The sequence below is a fragment of the Pantoea eucalypti genome, from assembly GCF_009646115.1.
GTDB classification, from domain to species: domain Bacteria; phylum Pseudomonadota; class Gammaproteobacteria; order Enterobacterales; family Enterobacteriaceae; genus Pantoea; species Pantoea eucalypti.
On the sequence record NZ_CP045720.1, the window covers coordinates 1,396,493 to 1,419,650 of the forward strand.

Below are 23,158 nucleotides of genomic sequence, written 5' to 3' on the forward strand. Positions count from 1 at the left end.
CCGATGCTGTTAGCCCATGAAATGTTGCACCAGCAGATTGATGGTGCCGCCACCCGCGATTAACCAGCCAAATACCAGTGCGCCCAGCAGCAGCGGTTTAACGCCCGCCTCACGTAATGCGCTAAAACGGGTGGTTAATCCCAGAGCCGCCATCGCCATCGCCAGCAGCAGACCCGCCAGCTCGTTCAGCGTGGCCACTACCGTGGCAGGCAGCAGCTGCAGCGAGTTAAACAGCGCGACTGCGATAAACAGCAGGGCGAACCAGGGAAACGTCACCGGCTGACGCGCGTTGCTCGCTTTGCGTTTGCCGCGTAGCACTGCACTCAGGCAGAGCAGGAACGGGGCCAGCATCATCACCCGCAGCATTTTGGCAATCACCGCGCTGTTCTCGGCATCGGGACTGATGCTGTGTCCGGCAGCCACGACCTGTGCCACTTCATGGATGGTCGAACCGGTAAATACCCCAAACTGCGATGCACTCAGGCCTGGAAAAAGATGGTGCGCCAGCGGCCACAGCATTGGATAGATAAAGATTGCCAGCGTGCCGAACAGCACCACGGTTGCAATAGCCACCGCCACTTTCGAGGAGGCGGCTTTTACCACTGGCTCGGTCGCCAGTACGGCCGCTGCCCCACAGATGCTGCTGCCCGCGCCAATCAGCCAGACGGTATCGCGATCCAGTTTCAGCAGCCGGATGCCCAGCAGGCAGGTAATAAAGAAGGTGCTGCTCAGCGTCAGCGCATCAATCAGGATGCCGCTAAAACCAACGTCGGCAATCTGTTGTAAGGTGATGCGAAATCCAAACAGGATGATCCCCAGCCGCAGCAGCTTCTGCTTAGCCAGTATCACGCCGCTGTCGCAGCGCGACGCCAGAGGCGTATAGACGCTATTGCCGACCAGGATGCCCAGCATGATTGCCAGGGTCAGTGAACCCAGCCCCGCTGCTGCCACCACCGGTTGCTGTGCGAGCCAGCTGGCAGCCGCGGCAATCGCGGCAGTCAGCAGCAGACCGGGGAACCAGAGCGTAACAGGATGATGGGGTTTAGCGATGCTCAGTTCGGTCATGGTGGTCACTCCTCATGGTTGAGTCATGATCATGACGGCGACTGGCTTAAAAGTGAAATTGATAATATATTTATAATTGACCAGAATAAACGATAAGGCCGCAATCATGATAGTTTCGCGTCTGCGCCGCTGGGCGACGCTGATCAAAAGAGATGCCCGGGTGCTGTGGTTTGCCTTTCGCGATCCGCGCACGCCCTGGTGGAACAAAGTGGCGATGCTGGGGCTGGTCGCGTATGGCGTCAGCCCGATCGATCTCATCCCGGATGTGATCCCGTTTGTTGGTCTGCTGGATGACGCGGTGATTATCCCGACGGGCGTCATGGTGCTGATGCGGTTGCTGCCGAAAGACGTGCGTATCAGCAGCATCGCGAAAGCGCAGTCTCAGCGTGCGCGCGGTAAAAAAATGGCAGGCTGGCTGGGCATCGCCGGGCTGCTCTGGCTGGCATTAATGATTTATCTTGTCAGGCATTCATTGAGTTAAGAGGCAACAATGCACATTACGCTGCGGCAAATCGAAGTGTTCACCGAAGTGCTCAAAAGCGGTTCAACGACGCAGGCTTCGCAGTTGCTGGCGCTGTCGCAGTCCGCAGTCAGCGCGGCGCTGGCCGATCTGGAGAGTCAACTTGGGGTGCAGCTGTTTGATCGGGTCGGCAAACGGCTGGTGCTAAATGAGCACGGGCGGCTGCTCTATCCGCGTGCGGTAGGACTGCTGGAGCAGGCAGGTGAAATTGAGCAATTGTTCAAAGAGGATAACGGCGCAATTCGCATCTTCGCCAGCAGCACCATCGGTAACTATCTGCTGCCGGGCATGATGGCCGCTTATCGCCGTGATTTTCCGGGGTTGCCGCTGGAGCTGAGCGTCGGAAACAGTCAGGATGTGATTCAGGCGGTTTCCGATTTTCGCGTAGACGTCGGGTTGATTGAAGGGCCGTGTCACATGACCGAGCTGGTCAGTGAACCCTGGCTGGAAGATGAACTGGTGGTGTTTGCCGCACCTGACGCCGCGATCCTGCAACAGCCGGTGAAGCTGAAAACGCTGGCCGAAGCGCCCTGGATCCTGCGCGAGCGCGGCTCGGGCACCCGTGAAATCGTCGACTATCTGCTGTTGTCACACCTGCCAAGTTTTCAGCTGGGCATGGAGCTGGGCAACTCCGAAGCGATCAAGCATGCAGTGCGGCATGGCATGGGGATCAGCTGTCTTTCACGCCGGGTGATTGCCGATCTGCTGGAGGCGGGCACGCTGACAGAACTGACGATTCCGTTGCCGCGTCTGACCCGAACGCTCTACCGCATTCATCACCGGCAGAAGCATATTTCAAAAGCGCTGACGCGCTTTTTGTCCTATTGCCGTGAGTGACCGCTAATAATTCGGGCGCGATCATGAACATAACTTATAACAGCATGGCATCAGCTATACAGAGGCGGTCTGGCTGCTACAATCGCGCCTCATTTTTACCCAGCGTAGCGTTAACACATGCATAATGACCCAAATACAACACAACAACCTGCATTACGACGTGCGTTAAAAGCCCGTCATCTGACGATGATCGCCATCGGCGGCTCAATCGGTACTGGCCTGTTTGTCGCCTCTGGCGCAACCATCGCACAGGCTGGCCCCGGTGGAGCACTTCTCTCCTATATGCTCATCGGCCTGATGGTCTACTTCCTGATGACCAGTCTCGGTGAGCTGGCCGCCTTTATGCCCGTATCGGGTTCTTTCGCCACCTACGGCGCGAAATATGTTGAAGAGGGCTTTGGCTTCGCCCTCGGCTGGAACTACTGGTACAACTGGGCGGTGACCATCGCGGTTGACCTGGTGGCGTCCCAGCTGGTGATGACCTACTGGTTCCCTGACACGCCAGGCTGGATCTGGAGCGCGTTGTTCCTGGGTCTGATATTCCTGCTTAACTACATCTCGGTGAAAGGCTTTGGCGAGGCGGAATACTGGTTCTCGCTGATTAAAGTGGCCACCGTGATTATCTTTATCATTGTTGGCGTGCTGATGATTACCGGCATTATGCGCGGTGCGGAGCATGCGGGCTGGCATAACTGGCAGGTTGGCGATGCGCCGTTTGCGGGTGGCTTTGCGGCAATGATTGGCGTGGCGATGATTGTGGGATTCTCCTTCCAGGGCACCGAGCTGATCGGTATCGCGGCGGGCGAATCTGAAGATCCGGCGAAAAATATCCCGCGCGCGGTGCGGCAGATTTTCTGGCGTATCCTGCTGTTCTATGTGTTCGCCATCCTGATTATCAGTCTGATCCTGCCGTACACCGATCCGCAGTTGCTGCATAACGACATTGACGATATCAGCGTCAGCCCGTTCACCCTGGTGTTCCAGAACGCCGGTCTGCTCTCTGCGGCAGCGGTGATGAATGCGGTGATCCTGACGGCGGTGCTGTCAGCCGGTAACTCCGGTATGTACGCCTCAACGCGTATGCTTTACAACCTGGCGAGTGAAGGCAAAGCGCCGCGCATTTTCGCGAAACTCTCCAAAGGCGGCGTTCCGCGCAATGCCTTATGGGCGACGACCGTTGTGGCCGGGCTGTGCTTCCTGACCTCTAAGTTTGGCAATCAGGAAGTCTATCTGTGGCTGCTGAATACCTCAGGCATGACCGGTTTTATCGCCTGGCTGGGTATTGCCATCAGTCACTATCGCTTCCGCCGCGGCTATGTTGCCCAGGGTCATGATCTTAACGATCTGCCTTACCGTTCCGGCTTCTTCCCGCTGGGGCCGATCTTCGCCTTTGTGCTTTGCCTGATCATTACGCTGGGTCAGAACTATCAGGCATTCCTTAACGACAGCATTGACTGGTACAGCGTAGCGGCCACCTACATTGGCCTTCCGCTGTTCCTGATTATCTGGTTCGGCTACAGGCTGACGCGCGGCAGCCGTTTCGTGAAGTACAGCGAGATGGAGTTCCCGGTTCATAAAGATTAGAACTGTGCGCTGGCGCTGTTAAGTCAGGTACCTGACACAGCGCCTTGAGGCAGCTCCCGGCCTTAAAGCGATAGGCGCATACGTCTTTGCGAAAGACGTATGCGCCCTGAGCATCTTCCCCATCTTTAACGTCAAGGCGCTATATCTGCCATTATCGTTCCCCTAACAACACCATTTTTTACTGCTTTTTCTCGCCTCGCTTATGCGAACGAATTGATAATTATTATCACCTGCACTATTGTGACTGCGTTTTCTGACGTGATAGCCACACAGGGTTCAAAAATGACTACCGAAACTTCGCTGCTGGCGGGGGAAGAGACGCTTCACCACACCATGCAAAACTATCATCAGGTGCTGCGCCGCCGCCTGATCTGGATTGGCGTATTACTGGTGGCAATTATTGCCTCATTAATCCTCGACTTTACGCTCGGTCCGGCCGGGCTCTCACTGGACACGCTGTGGAATACGCTGCTCAGCCCCGACAGTGTCGATGCCGGTACCCGTGTTATCGTCTGGGATATTCGTCTGCCTTATGCACTGATGGCGCTGGTGGTCGGGCTGTCGCTGGGCCTGGCAGGCGCAGAAATGCAGACTATCCTGAATAACCCGCTGGCCAGCCCGTTTACGCTCGGTGTCTCATCGGCAGCGGCGTTTGGTGCCGCACTGGCGATCATTCTCGGCGTTGGTATTCCTGGCATTCCTGATCAGTGGTTAATCTCAGCCAACGCCTTTGTCTTTGCACTGTTTGCCGCGCTGATGCTGGATGCCGTGACCCGCTGGACGCAGGTCTCCTCTGCGGGCGTCGTGCTGTTCGGTATTGCACTGGTCTTTACCTTTAACGCACTGGTCTCGATGATGCAGTTCATTGCCAGCGAAGATACGCTGCAGGGTCTGGTGTTCTGGACCATGGGCAGCCTGGCGCGCGCCTCCTGGGAGAAGCTGGGCGTGCTGACCGTGGCGCTGGCCATCCTGGTGCCGTTCTCAATGATGAGCAGCTGGAAGCTGACGGCGCTGCGTCTGGGTGAAGATCGCGCCGTGAGCTTTGGTATCGACGTGCGCCGGCTGCGCCTGACCACCTTGCTGCGCATCAGTATCCTTTCGGCGCTGGCGGTGGCGTTTGTGGGCCCCATCGGCTTCATCGGCCTGGTCGCACCCCACATTGCTCGCATGATGTTTGGTGAAGATCACCGTTTCTATCTGCCTGCCAGTGCGCTGGTTGGCGCGCTGGTGCTCTCCCTGGCGTCAGTCGCGTCGAAAAACCTGCTGCCGGGTGTCATTATTCCCGTGGGTATTGTGACGTCACTGATTGGTGTGCCGTTCTTCCTGAGTATTATTCTGCGTCATCGGGGGACGGTATAATGGAAACGGGTCTGACATTACGCGGCTTCAGTGCCGGTTATCCCAAACATAAAGTGATTGAAAACCTCAACGTGGCACCATTGCCACGCGGTGAGATTACCGTTCTGCTGGGACCGAATGGTTGCGGTAAATCGACGCTGTTGCGTGCACTGGCTGGTTTGAATAAAGGTCAGGGCGAGATGTGGCTTAACGGTGAAGATCTCATGACTCAGCCGTTTGCCCGCCGTGCGAAAAACGTAGTCTATCTGCCACAGTCGCTGCCTGCGGGCGTGCATCTGCATGTGCTGGAATCGATTATCGTGGCACAGCGTGCCTCCGGTGGCCTGCACAGTGCCAGCAGTGAAGCGGAAATCATGCATCTGCTGGAAAAACTGGGCATTGCCCATCTGGCGATGCGCTACCTTGATCAGCTTTCGGGCGGACAGAAGCAGCTGGTCGGGCTGGCGCAATCTTTAATCCGTCGCCCTAAACTGCTGCTGCTGGATGAACCGCTGAGCGCGCTGGATCTCAATTACCAGTTCCACGTCATGGACCTGGTGCGCCGCGAAACGGCCCAGCGCAACATTGTGACGGTGGTGGTGGTGCATGACATCAACATCGCGCTGCGTCATGCGCAACATGCCCTGATGCTTAAGCAGGGCGCGCTGGTCGCAGAAGGGCAGCCGGATAAGGTGATTACGCCGGCTACCCTGGCAAAAGTGTATGGCGTCAACGGCCGTATCGAACACTGCTCACGTGGCATTCCCCAGGTTATGATCGATGGGCTGACCGGTCCGGCCTTAGTCTGATCGTCAGGTTAAGGTTGCGGCGGCTGAAGTATCCGCCTCTTTCGGAAAGGGGAGTGCAGGGCTGGCAGGGCGCTGACGTTGCAACCATGTTCCCGCCTTTACAGCATGCAAAAAAAGAGGGCCGCAATAGCGGCCCTGATTATTTACGCCAGCAGATGCTGGGCATGGAAGCGAAGATGATCTTCCACAAAACTGGCAATAAAGAAGTAGCTATGGTCATAACCCGGCTGGATACGCAGCGTCAGCGGGAAGCCCACCTCGCGGGCGATCTCCTCTAACCGCTCTGGTTGCAGCTGATCGGCCAGGAACTGATCGCTGTCACCCTGATCGATCAGCATTGGCAACCGATGGGAGACTTCCGCCATCAGCTGGCAGCTGTCATATTCCCGCCACGCCGCACGATCGTCGCCCAGATAGGCCTGAAACGCTTTCTGGCCCCAAGGCACCTGCATTGGATTCACAATCGGTGCAAAGGCTGAAGCCGAGGCAAAGCGGTTACCCAGACGCAGCGCCAGCATCAGCGCGCCGTGTCCGCCCATAGAATGACCCATGATTGACTGGCGTTCACTGACCTTGAAGTTATCCGCAATCAGGGCAGGTAACTCGCTGCTCAGATAGTCGAACATGCGGAAATGACTCGCCCAGGGTTGCTGGGTGGCATTGAGATAAAATCCCGCACCCTGACCCAGATCGTATCCCTCATCGTTCGCCACGCCGTCACCGCGCGGGCTGGTGTCCGGCATAATCAGCACCAGACCTAGTTCCGCCGCAACGCGCTGCGCGCCCGCTTTGGTGGTGAAATTCTCGTCGTTACAGGTCAGGCCGGCTAAAAACCAGACCACCGGCGGCGGTGCATCACCGTGCGGGGTGGGCAGATAGATGCTAAAGGTCATCGGGCAGTTCAGCACGGCTGACTGATGACGCCAGCGCTGCTGCCAGCCGCCAAAAATACGGTGTTCTTCCAGTAGCTCCAGAGTGGATGCCATAACGCCTCCTGATTACTTGTTAAAGTGCACGACCGAGCGAATCGATTTTCCTTCGTGCATCAAATCAAAGGCGTCGTTGATCTCTTCCAGCGGCATGGTGTGAGTGATGAAGTCGTTAAGGGCAAATTTACCGTCGAGGTAATCCTGCACAATGCCTGGCAGCTGTGAACGGCCTTTTACGCCACCAAACGCGGAACCGCGCCAGACGCGACCGGTTACCAGCTGGAACGGACGGGTAGAGATCTCTTCACCGGCACCGGCAACACCGATAATCACAGACTCGCCCCAGCCTTTGTGGCAGCACTCCAGTGCGGAACGCATTACGTTGACGTTACCGATACACTCAAACGAGAAGTCCACGCCGCCGTCGGTCAGCTCGACAATCACATCCTGAATCGGTTTGTCGTAATCTTTCGGGTTAATCAGATCGGTGGCACCCAGTTTACGTGCCAGATCGAATTTGCTGGTGTTGAGGTCGATGGCAATGATACGGCCTGCTTTCGCCATTTTCGCGCCAATCACCGCAGAAAGACCGATGCCGCCGAGACCGAAGATCGCCACGGTGTCGCCTTCTTTCACTTTGGCGGTGTTCATTACCGCGCCCATGCCGGTCGTGACGCCACAGCCCAGCAGACAAACCTCTTCCAGCGGTGCTTCTTTACTGATTTTTGCCAGTGAGATCTCCGGGATGACGGTGTATTCAGAGAAGGTCGAGGTGCCCATGTAATGGAAAATCGGTTTGCCATCTTTGAAGAAGCGGGTGGTGCCGTCCGGCATCAGGCCCTTACCCTGGGTTGTGCGAATGGCCTGGCAGAGGTTAGTTTTGCCCGACAGACAGTACTTACATTTGCCGCACTCCGGGGTGTAAAGCGGGATGACATGGTCTCCCACTTCCACGCTGGTTACGCCTTCGCCCACCGCTTCCACGATGCCGCCGCCTTCATGGCCAAGGATCGCCGGGAAAACACCTTCCGGGTCAGTGCCGGAGAGCGTGTAGGCGTCGGTATGACAGACACCGGTCGCGACAATACGCACCAGCACTTCACCTTTTTGCGGTGGCATTAAATCCACTTCTTCGATTTTCAGTGGTTCGCCAGCAGCCCAGGCAACCGCGGCACGGGTTTTGATCATGTTCATGCAATCCCTCTTCCAGTCAGATTGTGACGCGTAATAGCGCCTTTTTTCGTGAGTTAAACATAGCGTGGAACGCTTATTCCGTCGCCTGCAATGGGTGGATCAGCTCATCGTTGAGCGGACGATCGTCAAACTGTTCAATAATCAGGTATTTCAGCGCTTCTACATTCGGGGTAAAGGCGTCACGCCGCCACATCAGCCAGGTGGCGGTGTCGCGATAAGCTGCGGGCAGGGTATGCGCCTGCACCCGCGACCGATCCGCCATCTGCTTCAGCACCGAAGCCGGAATCATCGCGACCCCTGCACCGCCCGCTACGCAGGCCAGCATGGCGTGATAGGACTGAATCTCCATCACACTGTTGGGTGCGGTCTGGCTGTCGCGATACCAGCTCTCCAGCTTCACCCGGTAAGAGCAGCTGTTGCGGAACGCAAACAGAGTATCGTCCTGCACGTCGCGCGCCGTGGTGATTGGCCCATGATCCAGCCCGGTGATCAGCACCATCTCCTCGCGAAAAGCGATGCAGCCATTCAGGTCATCATGAGAAACCGGGCCATCCACCAGCGCAGCGGCCAGGGTGCCTTCACGGACCCGATCGATAATTTCGCCTGAGGTGCCGGTAATCAGCGACAGCGCCACTTTAGGAAAGCGCTGATGATAGGCGGCGAGCAGGCCAGGCAGGCGGGTCGCTGCGGTGCTCTCCATGGAGCCCAGTGCAAAGTTTCCCGCCGGTTCGCCGGTTCGGGTCATGCTCATCGCTTCTTCACTTAACGCCAGAATGCGTTGCGCATAATTCAGGAAATTATGGCCCATCGGCGACAGGCGAATGCGCTGCTTCTCACGAATAAAGAGATCAACACCTAATTCCTCTTCCAGCTGACGCAGCCGCGTGGTGAGATTAGAGGGGACGCGATGCAGATGTTCTGCTGCGCGCGCCAGTGAACCCGTTTCGGCGACGGAACAGAACATACGCAGCTGAACTAAATCCATATCTTCTCTTCCTGTAAACAAGTTGGTTAATATTATTCACTTTCCGTGAGTTTAGTCATCCTGCATGCTATTAGCAAGTCAGAAGAGATCTCAGGGCAGAACAACAGGAGTTCAGCAATGGCGTTACGCGTCGCGCTCAGTGCATTTTTAACTTTATTTGTGGCGATGGGCATAGGGCGATTTGCCTTTACGCCGCAGGTGCCACTGATGATTCAGGCTCACCAGCTGACGCTTACCAGTGCCAGCCTGGTCGCAGCCCTCAACTATTTAGGCTACCTGTGTGGCTCCTTTGATGCGATGCGGGCGCATCAAAGGGTCGAACTGCGGCTGCAGGCGGGTGTATGGGGCGCGGTAATCCTGACGCTGCTCTCGGCACTGGCAACCGGCCCGTGGCTGCATGGCGCTATTCGTTTTCTGATTGGCTGGGCCAGCGGCTGGGCGATGGTGCTGGTGGCGGCCTGGAGCAACGAACAGCTGCATCGGCATGGGCGGGCAGGGTTGTCGGCGGCCGTGTTTGCCGGACCGGGTTGCGGCATTTTTGTCAGTGGTTTGCTGGGGGTAGCGCTGCACACATTCCAGGTCTCCGCCGGTCTTGCCTGGGCTGCTTACGGGGCGCTGGCGCTGCTGCTGATTGCGTTAATCACCCGTAATTTACCGCGTCGCGGCGAACTGCATCGTCCGGATCAGGCACCCGAGCCGCTGGTGCTGAACCGCAATCTTAAAAGGCTGGTGCTGAGTTACAGTCTGGCAGGGTTTGGCTACATCCTGCCCGCGACTTTTCTGTCGCAGATGGCCGCCACACGTTTTCCTGACGGCATCTTCGCGCAGTTTGTCTGGCCGATATTTGGCGGGGCGGCAATGATCGGCATCCTGCTGGGTATTCTGACGCGGCGCTGGGGGCACAGCCATGTCCGCCTGGCGCTGGTGCTCTGGGCACAGGCGCTGGGTGTGTTTGCTGCGGCGCTGCTGCCCGGCTTTAGTGGCCTGCTGGCCGGTGCGTTGCTGGTCGGAGGCGGCTTCCTGAGTGTGGTGCAGTTGTCTATGCTCTGCGCCCGCGAACTGGCGCCCAACCATCTGCGATTCATGGCTGGCCTGCTGACGACCGGCTATGCGATTGGACAACTTGTCGGCCCGCTGCTCTCTTTTCTCTCAACGGCCTTGTTACATCGGCTTGAGCCTGCGCTCTGGGTGGCAGGGGTGAGTCTGGTCTGGGCAGGCCTGCTGGTCTGGCGAAGAATTGAGTGAAAAGCTTTCATCACCAATCTGATTGATTGCTGGATTCCCCGCAAAGAAAGTTTCACAATACGCGCCTGATTACAGGGCCCGCAGGCAAAAGCTTGCGGGCGCAACACCAGCCGGAGAAGAGTAGATGAGCACCTTAAGTCAGGAAGCTGCCCTGGTTCACGAAGCGCTGCTGGCGCGTGGACTGGAAACGCCGTTACGTGCACCGACGCGCGACATTGATGACGAAACGCGTAAAAGCCTGATTGCCGGGCACATGACCGAGATTATGCAGCTGCTGAATCTGGATCTTGAAGATGACAGCCTGATGGAAACGCCACATCGCATCGCCAAAATGTATGTGGATGAAATCTTTTCCGGTCTCGACTACGCAAACTTCCCGAAAATCACCGTCATTGAGAACAAAATGAAGGTCGATGAGATGGTGACCGTGCGTGATATCACCCTGACCAGCACCTGTGAACACCACTTTGTGATCATCGATGGCAAGGCTACCGTCGCCTATATTCCTAAAGAAAAGGTGATTGGCCTGTCGAAAATCAACCGCATCGTGCAGTTCTTTGCTCAGCGTCCGCAGGTGCAGGAGCGGCTGACGCAGCAGGTTCTGGTTGCATTGCAGACGCTGCTGGGCACTAACAATGTGGCTGTTTCCATTGATGCGGTGCACTACTGTGTCAAAGCGCGTGGCGTAAAAGATGCCACCAGCGCCACCACCACGACGTCGCTGGGTGGCCTGTTCAAGTCCAGTCAGAACACCCGTCAGGAATTTTTGCGCGCGGTGCGCCATAGTTGAGTTTATGGCGGGCGCATAACGTTGCCCGCCTCAATGTGCAGGTGCCGCATGCAACGCTATCACGCGCTGGATTTCATTCGTGGATGTGCCATTCTCGGCATTCTGCTGCTCAATATTGTCGGCTTCGGTCTGCCTTCAGCCGCCTACCTTAATCCAGCCTGGCAGGGTAGCGTCACGCTTTCCGATGCCTGGACATGGGCACTCTCTGACGTTTTTGCTCAGCTCAAATTCCTCACGCTGTTTGCGCTGCTGTTTGGCGCGGGTCTGCAAATGCAGCTGCCGCGCGGCAGTCGCTGGCTCACAGCCCGGCTTTCCCTTCTGGTCCTGATCGGTTTTGTTCACGGGGTTTTTCTCTGGGAAGGGGACATCCTGCTGGACTACGGCATTATCGGGCTGGTGGTGTGGCGGGTACTGCGTGATGTTCCCTCCACCCGCAGCCTGATGAATACCGGCATTCTGCTCTACCTGGTCGGCTGCGGGGTGCTGCTGGTGTTTGGGTCGATCTCCTCTCCTGAGCCGACTAATTCCTGGCTGCCGGGTGCAGCAGAACTGCAATATGAACAGTTCTGGAAACTTGCTGGCGGCTGGGACGCGATACAGAACCGGCTGGACCATCTTTCGTCAGGGCTGATGGCGCTTGCAGCGCAGTATGGCTGGCAGCTGGCAGGTCTGATGATGATCGGTGGCGCACTGCTGCGCAGCGGCTGGCTGATTGGCGAATTCCCTGCACGGCATTATCGTCAGGCGGCGGCGCTGCTGTTAATCATTGGGTTCTCCATTGCGGTGGCCGGTGTGGCAGCGCAATGGCTGTTACATTGGGAGTTTCGCTGGACCGCATTTTACCTGCAAGCGCCGCGCGACCTTGCCAGCCCGCTAATTAGTCTGGGCTACACCGCTCTCTGCCTGGCTTACTGGCCGCAGATCGCGCGCTGGCGCATCAGCTATGCCATCCAGTGCGTGGGCCGGATGGCGCTGACCAACTACCTGCTTCAGACCGTGATCTGCACTACGTTGTTCTATCGCTTTGGCTTCTATATGCACTTCACCCGGCTGGAGCTGGTGCTGATGGTGCCTGCGGTGTGGCTCATCAATATTCTGTTTTCTCTCATCTGGTTACATTTCTTCGCACAGGGTCCGCTGGAATGGCTGTGGCGGCGGTTTACGCTGCTCTCAGCCGGTAAATCACGCATCACTGACAACGCAGGATAATGACCGCCATCACAAAGGTTGCAGAATTGTATGTAACCGTTTTCATTGATGTGACGCAATTCACGCTGCTCGCCTCCCGCCCCTGACAGAATAGCGCCGGTGTACAACCCGGCGTGATGCCTAATTTTCCTTTCTGGAACTGCTGCATGATAACTATTCGTGATGTTGCCCGTCAGGCTGGCGTGTCAGTGGCGACCGTGTCGCGCGTCCTTAATCAGAGCAACGCCGTGACCTCAGACACCCGTGATACCGTGTTACAGGCGGTTGAAGCGCTGGGCTATCGCCCTAACGCCAACGCCCAGGCGCTGGCGACGCAGGTCAGCGACACGATTGGGGTGGTGGTGATGGATGTCTCCGATCCCTTCTTCGGGGCGCTGGTTAAAGCAGTCGATACCGTAGCGCAGCGCGTGCACAAACATGTGTTAATCAGCAACTCCTGGCATCAGGAAGAGAAAGAGCGTCATGCCATTGAAGTGCTGATCCGTCAACGCTGTAGCGCGCTGGTGGTGCACGCAAAAACACTGCCGGACGCGGAACTGGCGGACTTTATGCAGCACGTACCCGGCATGGTAGTCATTAACCGTATCGTTCCCGGTTTTGAACACCGCAGCGTCAGTCTGGATAACGTCACTGGCGCATTGATGGCTTCAAGAACCCTTTTACAACAGGGACATAGCCGCATCGGCTATCTTTGCTCCAGTCATCCGATCGAAGATGTGGCCCAGCGTCGTGAAGGATGGATGCAGGCAATGGCAGAGCAGGGCGTTCGGCCCCAGGAGAGCTGGATAGCCAGTGCAGAGCCCGACATGCAGGGCGGTGAAGCAGCGATGGTGGAGTTGCTGGGGCGCAATCTCAACCTTACGGCGGTGTTTGCCTATAACGACGGCATGGCTGCTGGCGCGCTCACTGCGCTGAAAGACAACGGCATTCAGGTTCCACAGCATTATTCTGTCATTGGCTTCGATGATATTCCCATTTCCCGTTACACCGACCCACAGTTAACGACTGTTCGCTATCCCATTGTATCTATGGCAAAAATCGCCACAGAACTGGCACTGCAGGGCGCAGCAGGCCTGCTTGATGACACCGCAACACATATCTTTATGCCGACGCTGGTGCGGCGTCATTCGGTGGCGCAGCGGCAAAATGTGGAGTCCGTCACTAATTCAGGTGATTCAGGCATGTAACCGTTTTCAATCTGTGATTACATTCACAGTTAATTAACATTGCTCTCACTATGATGGCAGCGTCTTACCGGACTGAAACATTATGTAACGCCAGTGTAACGGCATCAGTTGTGGTCTCAGTAGCCGGTTATAGGGTTCACCCCCTCTTCATGGAAGCATTCAGGCACAAGGATGTCAGGTTTTAGACGGTGTTCAACGGCTCAACATCCCCATTACGTTAGCCGACGCGCCGATCTGTTTTACCGATTGCTCTCCCGCATGTTACGCGGTAGCGCTAAAAAGACCCTGCATAATAAAACCGGAGATACCATGAATAAGAAGGTTTTCACGCTTACAGCACTGGTTGCCAGCATGATGTTTGGTGCAACCGCTCACGCAGCTGACACCCGTATCGGCGTGACCATTTACAAATACGATGACAACTTCATGTCAATGGTGCGTAAAGACATCGAGAAAGAAGCGAAAGCGATCGGTGGCGTACAGTTGCTGATGAATGACTCACAAAACGACCAGTCCAAACAGAACGATCAGGTTGACGTGCTGATGGCAAAAGGCGTGAAAGCGCTGGCGATTAACCTGGTTGACCCGGCTGCCGCTGCGGTGATCGTAGACAAAGCGCGTGCTAACGATGTGCCGGTTGTCTTCTTCAACAAAGAACCGAACGCCAAAGTGCTGGCAGGTTATGACAAAGCCTACTACGTCGGTACCGACTCTAAAGAGTCCGGCATCATTCAGGGTCAGCTGATCGAGAAACACTGGAAAGCGACGCCAGCCTGGGATTTGAACAAAGATGGCACCATTCAGTTCGTGCTGCTGAAAGGCGAGCCGGGTCATCCTGATGCAGAAGCCCGTACCAAATATGTGATCGACACCCTGAACAAAGATGGTCTGAAAACCCAGCAGTTAGCAATGGATACGGCCATGTGGGATACCGCGCAGGCTAAAGATAAGATGGATGCATGGTTGTCAGGCCCGAACGCCAAAAAAATCGAAGTGGTGATTGCCAACAACGATGCGATGGCAATGGGTGCGGTTGAAGCGCTGAAAGCGCACAACATGACGTCAATCCCTGTGTTCGGCGTCGATGCTCTGCCAGAAGCGCTGGCGCTGGTTAAATCTGGTGCGCTGGCCGGTACCGTGCTGAACGATGCGGAAAACCAGGCGAAAGCGACGCTGGATATTGCCAATAACCTGGCGAACGGCAAAGCGGCAACTGACGGCACTAACTTCAAGATGGTTGATAAGATCGTCCGCGTTCCTTACGTGCCGGTTGATAAAGAAAATCTGTCTCAGTTCGTGAAATAAGATCGATTACGGGCGCGACCGCGGTCGCGCCTTTTTTATGTCACCACCGTTTTTTAGCCAGGTAAAATATGGCCAGTGATAACACGACCGCGCAGCGAGAATATTTGCTGGAAATGACGAATGTTTCAAAATCATTTCCCGGCGTTAAAGCGTTAGATAATGTTAATTTGAAAGTGCGGCCTCACTCTGTTCATGCATTAATGGGCGAGAACGGTGCCGGGAAATCCACATTATTAAAATGCCTGTTTGGTATCTATAAAAAAGATACCGGCAGTATCCTGTTTCAGGGTAACGAGATCGATTATAAAAGCTCCAAAGAGGCGCTGGAAAATGGCGTGTCGATGGTGCATCAGGAATTAAACCTGGTACTGCAACGTACCGTGATGGACAACATGTGGCTTGGGCGCTATCCGCGCAAAGGCTTTTTTGTCGATCAGGATAAAATGTATCAGGATACAAAAGCGATTTTTGACGAGCTGGATATCGATATCGATCCGCGCGACAAAGTTGCCAATCTTTCTGTGTCTCAGATGCAGATGATTGAAATTGCCAAAGCGTTCTCTTACGACGCGAAAATTGTGATTATGGATGAACCGACTTCCTCGCTGACTGAGAAAGAGGTTAATCACCTGTTCACGATTATTCGCAAACTGAAAGATCGCGGCTGCGGCATTGTTTATATTTCGCACAAGATGGAAGAGATTTTCCAGCTGTGCGATGAGATCACCATTCTGCGTGATGGTCAGTGGATTACCTCTCAGCCGCTGGAAGGGCTGGATATGGATAAGATCATCGCTATGATGGTCGGCCGTTCACTGAACCAGCGTTTCCCTGACCGTACCAACGTGCCAGGCGAGACCATTCTTGAGGTGCGCAATCTGACGTCGCTGCGTCAGCCGTCGATTCGTGACATCTCATTTGATCTGCGTAAAGGGGAGATACTCGGCATTGCCGGGCTGGTGGGCGCCAAACGTACCGATATCGTCGAAACGCTGTTTGGCATTCGCGAAAAATCGGGCGGCACCATTAAACTGCATGGTAAACCGATTAATAATCACAGCGCCAACGAAGCCATTAACCACGGTTTTGCGCTGGTGACGGAAGAGCGTCGCTCAACCGGTATTTATGCTTATCTGGATATTGGTTTTAACTCGCTTATTTCCAATATTAAAAAATATAAAAACAGTATGGGGCTGCTGGATAATAAACGCATGAAGAGTGATACCCAGTGGGTGATCGATTCTATGCGCGTTAAGACACCAGGCCACCATACTCAAATTGGTTCGCTTTCGGGCGGTAACCAGCAAAAAGTGATTATTGGCCGCTGGTTATTGACCCAGCCTGAAATCCTGATGCTTGATGAACCAACTCGCGGTATTGATGTTGGTGCAAAATTCGAAATTTACCAGTTGATTGCTGAGCTGGCGAAGAAAGAAAAGGGCATCATTATTATCTCTTCTGAAATGCCGGAGCTGTTAGGCATTACCGATCGTATTCTGGTAATGAGTAATGGACTGGTAGCAGGCATAGTTGATACCAAAACGACCACGCAGAACGAAATATTGCGTTTAGCGTCATTACACCTTTAATGAAGCAAGGGCTGTTAACATGAAAGCGACCACAAAAAAGAATGCGCTAACCTGGTTAAAAGAGGGCGGCATTTACGTCGTTCTGCTGGTATTGCTGGCTATTATTATCTTCCAGGATCCATCGTTCTTAAGTTTAATGAACCTGAGTAATATTCTGACCCAATCTTCAGTGCGCATTATTATTGCACTGGGTGTGGCGGGTCTGATTGTGACCCAGGGTACTGACCTGTCAGCCGGACGTCAGGTTGGTCTGGCTGCGGTTGTCGCCGCGACGTTGCTGCAGGCGATGGATAACGCGAACAAAGTCTTCCCGACGCTGGATACCGTGCCGATTCCACTGGTTATTCTGACCGTGTGCATCATCGGCGGTGTGATTGGTCTGGTCAACGGTGTGATTATTGCTTACCTGAAGGTAACGCCATTTATCACCACGCTGGGCACCATGATTATCGTTTACGGTATCAACTCACTCTATTATGACTTTGTTGGCGCATCACCGATTGCCGGTTTTGACGCAGGCTTCTCGAAATTCACCCAGGGCTTCTTGCGCTTTGGTGATTTCAAACTGTCGTTCATCACGTTCTACGCTGTGATTGCCATTATTTTCGTCTGGGTGCTGTGGAACAAAACCCGCTTCGGCAAAAACATTTTTGCTATCGGCGGTAACCCGGAAGCGGCGAAAGTGTCAGGCGTGAACGTCCCGATGAACCTGATCATGATCTATGCCCTGTCAGGTGTATTCTACGCCTTCGGCGGGATGCTGGAAGCGGGTCGTATCGGTTCTGCCACCAACAACCTCGGCTTTATGTATGAGCTGGATGCGATTGCGGCCTGTGTGGTCGGCGGCGTCTCCTTCGCCGGTGGTGTGGGTAGCGTAGCGGGCGTCGTGACCGGTGTACTGATCTTCACCGTTATCAACTACGGTCTGACCTATATCGGCGTCAACCCTTACTGGCAGTACATCATTAAAGGCGGCATCATTATCTTCGCCGTTGCGCTGGATTCACTGAAATACTCTCGTAAGAAGTAAGTCTGATTCAACGCTAAGAAAGCGACCTTCGGGTCGCTTTTTTTATGGGCAGATGTTGTGAGGAATTGCTGTGAGATCGAGTCAGCGAAGGGAACAGGGTCAGATCGGAAAGACGCAAAACCTCTCATCCATGACACGCTCGGCTCGTGTTATTCCTCTGCAGAACGCTTTTTATGAGGGAGAGTGTTGGAGGCATTGCTGTGAGATCGAGTCTGCGAAGGGAACAGGGTCAGATCGGAAAGTCGCAAAGGCCGTCATCCATGACACGCTCGGCCCGCGTCGTCCCTGACGCGGGACGCTTTCCTCTTCTGACCCTGTTCCCTGCGCGTTGAGCTTAGTCGTTGCTGTCAGAATTCCCTGAACCTTGTACCTTGCTGCCAGACCGCAGCAAACTGCTAACAATGCGATTTCAGCAAAGCTAAAAGAAGCCGCTGAGCGCCAGCTATTTCCGCAGTTTTTGTTCCAGCTCCAGCAACTGCTCCGGCGTCACCGCAGGGTAACTCTGCGCATCTTCAGGGACATCGCGTACGGCGGGAATAGGTACCAGCGGACCTAAGAAGCGAGGTTCACGCTTGAGCAGAAAGAGGTCCGCCAGCGCGCCCAGTCGGGCACCGACTTCACGGAAGCGCACGCTGAGCATGTTTTTCGGTGAGGGCACCGCATAGCACTGCGCCTGAATACCCAGCTGTAAGGCGATAAACAGCGCACGCTCACAGTGAAAACGCTGCGTGATAATAATGAAATCGTTGGTATCAAACACTTTACGTGTGCGAACGATGGAGTCCAGCGTACGGAACCCGGCATAATCGAGCACGATATCAGCCGGATCGACCCCAGCTTTGATGAGGTCGCGTCGCATGGTCATCGGCTCGTTATAACTTTGCAGCGCGTTATCACCACTCAGCAGCAGGTAATTGACCTTGCCGCTGTTGTAGGCGTTCAGCGCGCCCTGAATGCGATAGAGGTAATACTGATTGATGACGCCGGTACGATAATATTTAGCCGTACCCAGCACCACGCCAACCTGACGATGGGGTAAAGAGGCGACATTTTCGTAGATAAAAGGCGCAGTTTTCCAGCTGATCCAACGATCAAGGCCGAGCGCCGTTGCCATCATCAGTAAGATGATGAAAAGCAGACCAATGGAAACGCGTTTCAGCATGCGCCTGGAGACTCGATGTCAGAATGTTGAGATGGGACAAGGCTACTTGAGCTGTCGCAGTGAAGCAAGTTACTGCCGGCTGGCTGTGCTATTTTTGAACACTGACGGATCGCCTGCGATCCGGCAGTCTGAAGGTTAAATCGAGGTACGACGATAATGACGGTACTGCGGCAGCCAGAAGTTGTTGGCGATAGCCTGTGACAACACATCCTCTGAGGTCACTACGGCGACACCCGCCAGCTGAGCCGCTTTACCCACTTCCATCGCAATGATTTTCGACACACCCTGAATATCTTTAATCTCAGGCAGCACCGGGCCTTCGCCTTCATTCACCAGCGGTGAACAGTCGGCGAGCGCACGGCTGGCGGTCATCAGCATGGTATCGGTAACGCGGCTGGCGCCTGACGCAATCACACCCAGCCCAATACCGGGGAAGATATAGGAGTTGTTGCACTGCGCAATCGGATAGGTTTTACCATTCCAGCTCACCGGTGAGAACGGGCTGCCCGTGGCGACCAGCGCGGCACCGTCAGTCCAGGCAATGATATCCGCAGGTGTGGCTTCCACGCGTGATGTCGGGTTCGACAACGGCATCACGATAGGGCGCTTACAGTGCTTGTGCATCTCGCGAATGATCTCTTCGGTGAACAGACCCGGCTGGCCGGAGACACCAATCAGAATATCGGGTTTCGCATTGCGTACGACATCCAGCAGCGAAATGGAATCATTGGTGATATCCCAGGTCTGCAGGTTTTCGCTTTTCTGCACCAGCTTGCTCTGGAAGTCGAGCAGGTTGGGGAGCTTATCAGTCAACAGACCAAAGCGATCCACCATCATTACCCGGCCACGCGCTTCATCATCACTCAGACCTTCTGATTTCATCTGCGCAATGATCTGTTCAGCGATTCCGCAACCCGCAGAACCGGCACCCAGGAACACCACTTTCTGCTCGCACAGGCGGCTACCGGCTGCGCGGCTGGCCGCAATCAGCGTGCCAACGGTCACGGCGGCGGTGCCCTGAATATCGTCGTTAAAGCAGCAGACTTCATCGCGATAGCGGTTCAGCAGTGGCATGGCATTCTTCTGGGCGAAATCTTCAAACTGCAACAGCACTTTCGGCCAGCGGCGCTTAACGGCCTGAATAAACTCATTCACGAACGTATCATACTCTTCGCCAGTGATACGCGGATGACGCCAGCCCATGTAGAGCGGATCGTTCAGCAACTGCTGATTGTTGGTGCCGACATCCAGCACAACCGGCAGCGTGTACGCCGGGCTGATGCCGCCACAGGCGGTATAGAGCGAAAGCTTACCAATCGGGATACCCATGCCACCGATGCCCTGATCGCCGAGGCCCAGAATACGTTCGCCATCAGTCACCACAATCACCTTCACATTCTGCTTGGTGGCGTTTTGCAGCATATCTTCGATGCGATCGCGGTTTGGGTAGGAGATGAACACGCCACGCGCACGGCGGTAGATTTCAGAGAAGTGTTCACACGCTGCGCCAACGGTCGGGGTGTAGATAATCGGCATCATCTCTTCGAGATGGTTATCCAGCAGGCGGTAAAACAGCGTTTCGTTGGTGTCCTGGATGTTGCGCAGGTAGACATGCTTATCGTTATTGTTTTTGAAGTCCTGGAACTGACGCCAGGCACGCTGCGCCTGCTCTTCAATCGATTCTACGGCTTCTGGCAGCAGACCATTGAGGTTGAATTCGTTACGTTCTTCGATACTGAAGGCGCTGCCTTTGTTTAACAGGGGAAATTCCAGCAAAATCGGGCCAGCATAAGGGATATACAGCGGGCGTTTACTTTCGTAGTCGAGTTCCATGCAGTGATGCTCCGGTTGCAGTGTTGTCTGGCGTCACGCCGGAAAGGTAGCGCCAGTTTTCTTACCCGTTATAGCTCAGACTGCAGGCCCGGCAGCGGCAGGGTAACCGCTCCAGAAAGATTCACGACCGCGGTGCCATCCTGCAACCTGAATTATTCAGAGTAATTTGTGATCACGTGAATTCTGGCGCCAGATCCTATGAAATTTCCCGCAGAAGTACAGCGTTTGTTCATAAAAGCTCACAAAACTGTGGCCTCTCTGACAGCGGGTTATGCTTTGTACAGCGTCACCTGCAGCAGCTCACCGCAACCAAATGTCTCAAGTGTTGCCTGTGTGGCGGCGAACTGGCTTAACGTGGCATTTTCTACTTCAGCTAAAACCGCTTTTTTTATCTGATGAACATCGCCGCCCTGCATGTTCAGCAAGACCAGCGCCGCCTGAAGTGGCGGGAAGCTTGGGTTGAACGCGGCATTTTCCGCATAGCGACCCGCGACAATCGCGCCATCCTGGGTCAGCAGGGCAACACCAGCGTGTGACTGACTGTAAGGCGCATGGCTGGCATTGGCGGCGGCCACGGCGGCCTGTACCAGTTCATCGCCCACGGCCACGTAACCATGATCAACCTCGTCCATCAGGAAGGTTGTGATGTCGAGATCGCGTGGGCCAAAGGCATCGGGCAGATAGTCGGCCAGGGTGCTGATCGCGCGCTTTGGCAGGCTGATACGAATGCTGGTGCCGCTGTTCAGCTCGTTCATAAACTGACGGCAGTGCCCGCACGGCGTGTAGTTAACGGTTATCGTCTCAAGCTGGCGCTCGCCACGCAGCCACGCATGGGTAATGGCGCTCTGCTCGGCGTGAACCGTCTGCTGCATCGCCGTGCCGACAAATTCCATGTTGGCCCCGAAGTACCAGTTGCCGCTGACGCCACGGGCAATCGCCCCGACGTTAAAATGCGACACGGTAGCCACGGCGCAGGACGCCGCCAGAGGCAGCAGCGCCAGCGCCAGTGCATCGGCATCCATCTGGGTCTGTTGTTGCAGCGAGGCGACCTGGTCGGCGCTGAGCACGGCGTTGAAGTCAGCCTCGTTCAGCAGGGGAGCCAGTGCAGTTTGCAGCGTTGACGGCAATGCCTCAAAAGCGGAGAGGAAACGGGATTGCATGTGAGCCTCATTAAATTCAGCAGGGCGATGTGCCAGTCACCGGTTTATATGTGATCCACATCGCTCTGACAATGTAACCTGTGTTGCATGTTTCAACTTTGCGAGATCAATCGCAAAGTTTCAGCCAAACCAGTGCAGCAGGAGCGGAAAAATAAAGGGCGCCAGCAGTGAGGTGATGATGCCGCAGATCACCAGCGCCAGTGAACTGAAGGCGCCCTCCTGATAGTCGAGCTCGGCCGCGCGTGCTGTGCCCAGGGCATGTGACGCATTGCCAATTGCCAGTCCGCGCGCGGCTTTAGACTTCACGCCCAGCAGATTCAGTACCGTGTGCCCGAACACCGCACCCAGCACCCCGGCAATAAGTACACAAATAGCGCTGATAGCGGGGATACCATGCAGCGAGCCGGAGACAGCCATCGCGATGGGTGTGGTCACGGATTTGGGCATGATCGTGGCGGCAATTTCGGGCGTGGCACCCATCCACAGAGCAATAGCAGTACCTGAACTCATGGCGGTCACACTGCCAATAAAGCAGACGCCGATAATGGACTTCCAGCGGGCACGAATCTGGTGCATCTGCTCATACAGCGGCAATGCCAGCGCAACCACGGCCGGTTGCAACAGCTGATTGAGAATCTCACTGCCTGCGAAATAGCGCGAGTAGGGCAGCTGTAACAGCAGCAGTATCGGGATAATGATCGCCATCGCCACCAGCAGCGGATTGAGCAGCGAAATCTTCAGTTTTATCGCCAGCTTGCGCGCCAGAAAAAAGGCGGCCAGCGTCAATGGCAGCGACCACCATATCTCACTCATCAGCAGACTCCCCGGCCGGACGGCGGCTGTGAAGCTTGTGGGCACTTACGCCAACAATGGAGAGGACCAGCAGGGTGCTGACGACGCAGGAGACAACGATAGGGCCGAACTGCGCGGTAAGAATATCGGTGTAGCTCATTACCCCGACGCTAATCGGCACAAACAGCAGCGCCATGTAGCGAATCAGCAGATGGCATCCCGGCTTCACCCAGTTGACTGGCAGAATCTGTGACGCAAGCAGGGCAAACAGAATTAACATCCCCAGAATGCTGCCGGGCATTTTTATAGGCAGCAGCGAGGCGATACCGATACCGGCGTATAAGCAGAGATAAATGATGATAAAAGCGCGAAGATAACGTCCGCAGACAGACAGCACGGTGAGCATGGCAGGCTCCTGTTTTCACTGAGCTTCATCATACGCATTAACCGCTTAGCGTGCTAGCGATCACACTTATGGGTACAGGGCAGTGCCGGGTGAAGCGTGCCGGGAAAGAAAAGGAGAGGTTGGGTAGTCGTGGGAACAGAGAAGAGAAAACCCTTCGCGCCAGAGCTAAGGCACGAAGGGTTTCAGAAC

21 protein-coding genes are annotated in these 23,158 nt (G+C 55.3%); 12 read left to right on the top strand and 9 right to left on the bottom strand.

From position 1 onward, the window contains the following. Window positions 1-9: 9 nt before the first annotated feature. On the bottom strand, window positions 10-1,065 hold the full coding sequence (locus EE896_RS06485) for a YeiH family putative sulfate export transporter (RefSeq protein ID WP_003854135.1): 1,056 nt from the start codon (window positions 1,063-1,065) through the stop codon (window positions 10-12). 106 nt (window positions 1,066-1,171) lie between these two features. On the opposite strand from EE896_RS06485, the gene EE896_RS06490 reads away from it, so the two are divergent. From EE896_RS06490 to EE896_RS06510, 5 genes are all read left to right on the top strand, one after another. Then, entirely contained in the window at window positions 1,172-1,546 is a 375-nt protein-coding gene (locus EE896_RS06490) for a YkvA family protein (RefSeq protein ID WP_003854134.1), read from the top strand. 9 nt (window positions 1,547-1,555) lie between these two features. After that, on the top strand, window positions 1,556-2,422 hold the full coding sequence (yieE, locus tag EE896_RS06495; RefSeq protein ID WP_140916262.1) for a DNA-binding transcriptional regulator YeiE: 867 nt from the start codon (window positions 1,556-1,558) through the stop codon (window positions 2,420-2,422). Between the two features lie 117 nt (window positions 2,423-2,539). Beyond that, window positions 2,540-4,006 carry an amino acid permease gene (locus tag EE896_RS06500; RefSeq protein ID WP_003854132.1) on the top strand — a complete coding sequence of 489 codons (1,467 nt, stop codon included), beginning with the start codon at window positions 2,540-2,542 and terminating at the stop codon, window positions 4,004-4,006. A gap of 282 nt (window positions 4,007-4,288) precedes the next feature. Beyond that, on the top strand, window positions 4,289-5,365 hold the full coding sequence (locus tag EE896_RS06505; protein ID WP_105098971.1) for a FecCD family ABC transporter permease: 1,077 nt from the start codon (window positions 4,289-4,291) through the stop codon (window positions 5,363-5,365). Beyond that, window positions 5,365-6,153 (top strand): ABC transporter ATP-binding protein, encoded by a 789-nt coding sequence (locus tag EE896_RS06510; protein ID WP_140916260.1) that lies wholly within the window; start codon window positions 5,365-5,367, stop codon window positions 6,151-6,153. The genes EE896_RS06505 and EE896_RS06510 overlap by 1 nt, the downstream gene beginning before the upstream one ends. A 143-nt stretch (window positions 6,154-6,296) precedes the next feature. Here EE896_RS06510 and fghA read toward each other — a convergent pair whose 3' ends face one another. From fghA to ptrR, 3 genes are all read right to left on the bottom strand, one after another. Next, on the bottom strand, window positions 6,297-7,139 hold the full coding sequence (gene fghA / locus EE896_RS06515) for an S-formylglutathione hydrolase (RefSeq protein ID WP_008926109.1): 843 nt from the start codon (window positions 7,137-7,139) through the stop codon (window positions 6,297-6,299). Window positions 7,140-7,151: 12 nt separating this feature from the next. After that, window positions 7,152-8,276: an S-(hydroxymethyl)glutathione dehydrogenase/class III alcohol dehydrogenase gene (locus EE896_RS06520; protein WP_010248270.1), complete on the bottom strand. Its 1,125-nt coding sequence runs from the start codon at window positions 8,274-8,276 to the stop codon at window positions 7,152-7,154. 73 nt (window positions 8,277-8,349) lie between these two features. Then, window positions 8,350-9,261 (bottom strand): putrescine utilization regulator PtrR, encoded by a 912-nt coding sequence (gene ptrR / locus EE896_RS06525; protein WP_003854125.1) that lies wholly within the window; start codon window positions 9,259-9,261, stop codon window positions 8,350-8,352. A gap of 117 nt (window positions 9,262-9,378) precedes the next feature. On the opposite strand from ptrR, the gene EE896_RS06530 reads away from it, so the two are divergent. The 7 genes from EE896_RS06530 (at window position 9,379) to mglC (ending at window position 17,616) form a co-directional block, all read left to right on the top strand. Continuing rightward, window positions 9,379-10,506, top strand: coding sequence for a YbfB/YjiJ family MFS transporter (locus tag EE896_RS06530; protein WP_008926108.1), 1,128 nt, complete (start codon window positions 9,379-9,381; stop codon window positions 10,504-10,506). Between the two features lie 124 nt (window positions 10,507-10,630). After that, window positions 10,631-11,296, top strand: a complete 666-nt coding sequence (gene folE, locus EE896_RS06535) for a GTP cyclohydrolase I FolE (protein ID WP_008926107.1) — start codon at window positions 10,631-10,633, stop codon at window positions 11,294-11,296. Window positions 11,297-11,344: 48 nt separating this feature from the next. Then, window positions 11,345-12,505 (top strand): DUF418 domain-containing protein YeiB, encoded by a 1,161-nt coding sequence (gene yeiB / locus EE896_RS06540; protein ID WP_008926106.1) that lies wholly within the window; start codon window positions 11,345-11,347, stop codon window positions 12,503-12,505. 146 nt (window positions 12,506-12,651) lie between these two features. Further along, window positions 12,652-13,692 (top strand): HTH-type transcriptional regulator GalS, encoded by a 1,041-nt coding sequence (gene galS / locus EE896_RS06545; RefSeq protein WP_140916259.1) that lies wholly within the window; start codon window positions 12,652-12,654, stop codon window positions 13,690-13,692. A 309-nt stretch (window positions 13,693-14,001) separates the two neighbouring features. Then, window positions 14,002-14,997 (top strand): galactose/glucose ABC transporter substrate-binding protein MglB, encoded by a 996-nt coding sequence (mglB, locus tag EE896_RS06550; RefSeq protein WP_003854116.1) that lies wholly within the window; start codon window positions 14,002-14,004, stop codon window positions 14,995-14,997. 68 nt (window positions 14,998-15,065) lie between these two features. Continuing rightward, window positions 15,066-16,586, top strand: coding sequence for a galactose/methyl galactoside ABC transporter ATP-binding protein MglA (gene mglA, locus EE896_RS06555; RefSeq protein ID WP_003854115.1), 1,521 nt, complete (start codon window positions 15,066-15,068; stop codon window positions 16,584-16,586). Window positions 16,587-16,605: 19 nt separating this feature from the next. Continuing rightward, entirely contained in the window at window positions 16,606-17,616 is a 1,011-nt protein-coding gene (mglC, locus tag EE896_RS06560) for a galactose/methyl galactoside ABC transporter permease MglC (protein ID WP_003854114.1), read from the top strand. Window positions 17,617-18,058: 442 nt separating this feature from the next. On the opposite strand, the gene sanA is transcribed toward mglC, so the two are convergent. The 5 genes from sanA to EE896_RS06585 form a co-directional block, all read right to left on the bottom strand. After that, entirely contained in the window at window positions 18,059-18,778 is a 720-nt protein-coding gene (sanA, locus tag EE896_RS06565; protein WP_004571246.1) for an outer membrane permeability protein SanA, read from the bottom strand. Window positions 18,779-18,913: 135 nt separating this feature from the next. Further along, window positions 18,914-20,611: an NAD-dependent malic enzyme gene (locus tag EE896_RS06570; protein WP_004571247.1), complete on the bottom strand. Its 1,698-nt coding sequence runs from the start codon at window positions 20,609-20,611 to the stop codon at window positions 18,914-18,916. A 269-nt stretch (window positions 20,612-20,880) separates the two neighbouring features. Then, entirely contained in the window at window positions 20,881-21,771 is an 891-nt protein-coding gene (gene cdd / locus EE896_RS06575; RefSeq protein WP_004571248.1) for a cytidine deaminase, read from the bottom strand. Between the two features lie 120 nt (window positions 21,772-21,891). Then, window positions 21,892-22,584 carry a CidB/LrgB family autolysis modulator gene (locus tag EE896_RS06580; RefSeq protein ID WP_004571249.1) on the bottom strand — a complete coding sequence of 231 codons (693 nt, stop codon included), beginning with the start codon at window positions 22,582-22,584 and terminating at the stop codon, window positions 21,892-21,894. Beyond that, on the bottom strand, window positions 22,577-22,969 hold the full coding sequence (locus tag EE896_RS06585; protein ID WP_140033207.1) for a CidA/LrgA family protein: 393 nt from the start codon (window positions 22,967-22,969) through the stop codon (window positions 22,577-22,579). Before EE896_RS06585 ends, EE896_RS06580 begins: the two co-directional genes overlap by 8 nt. Between the last annotated feature and the right edge of the window lie 189 nt (window positions 22,970-23,158).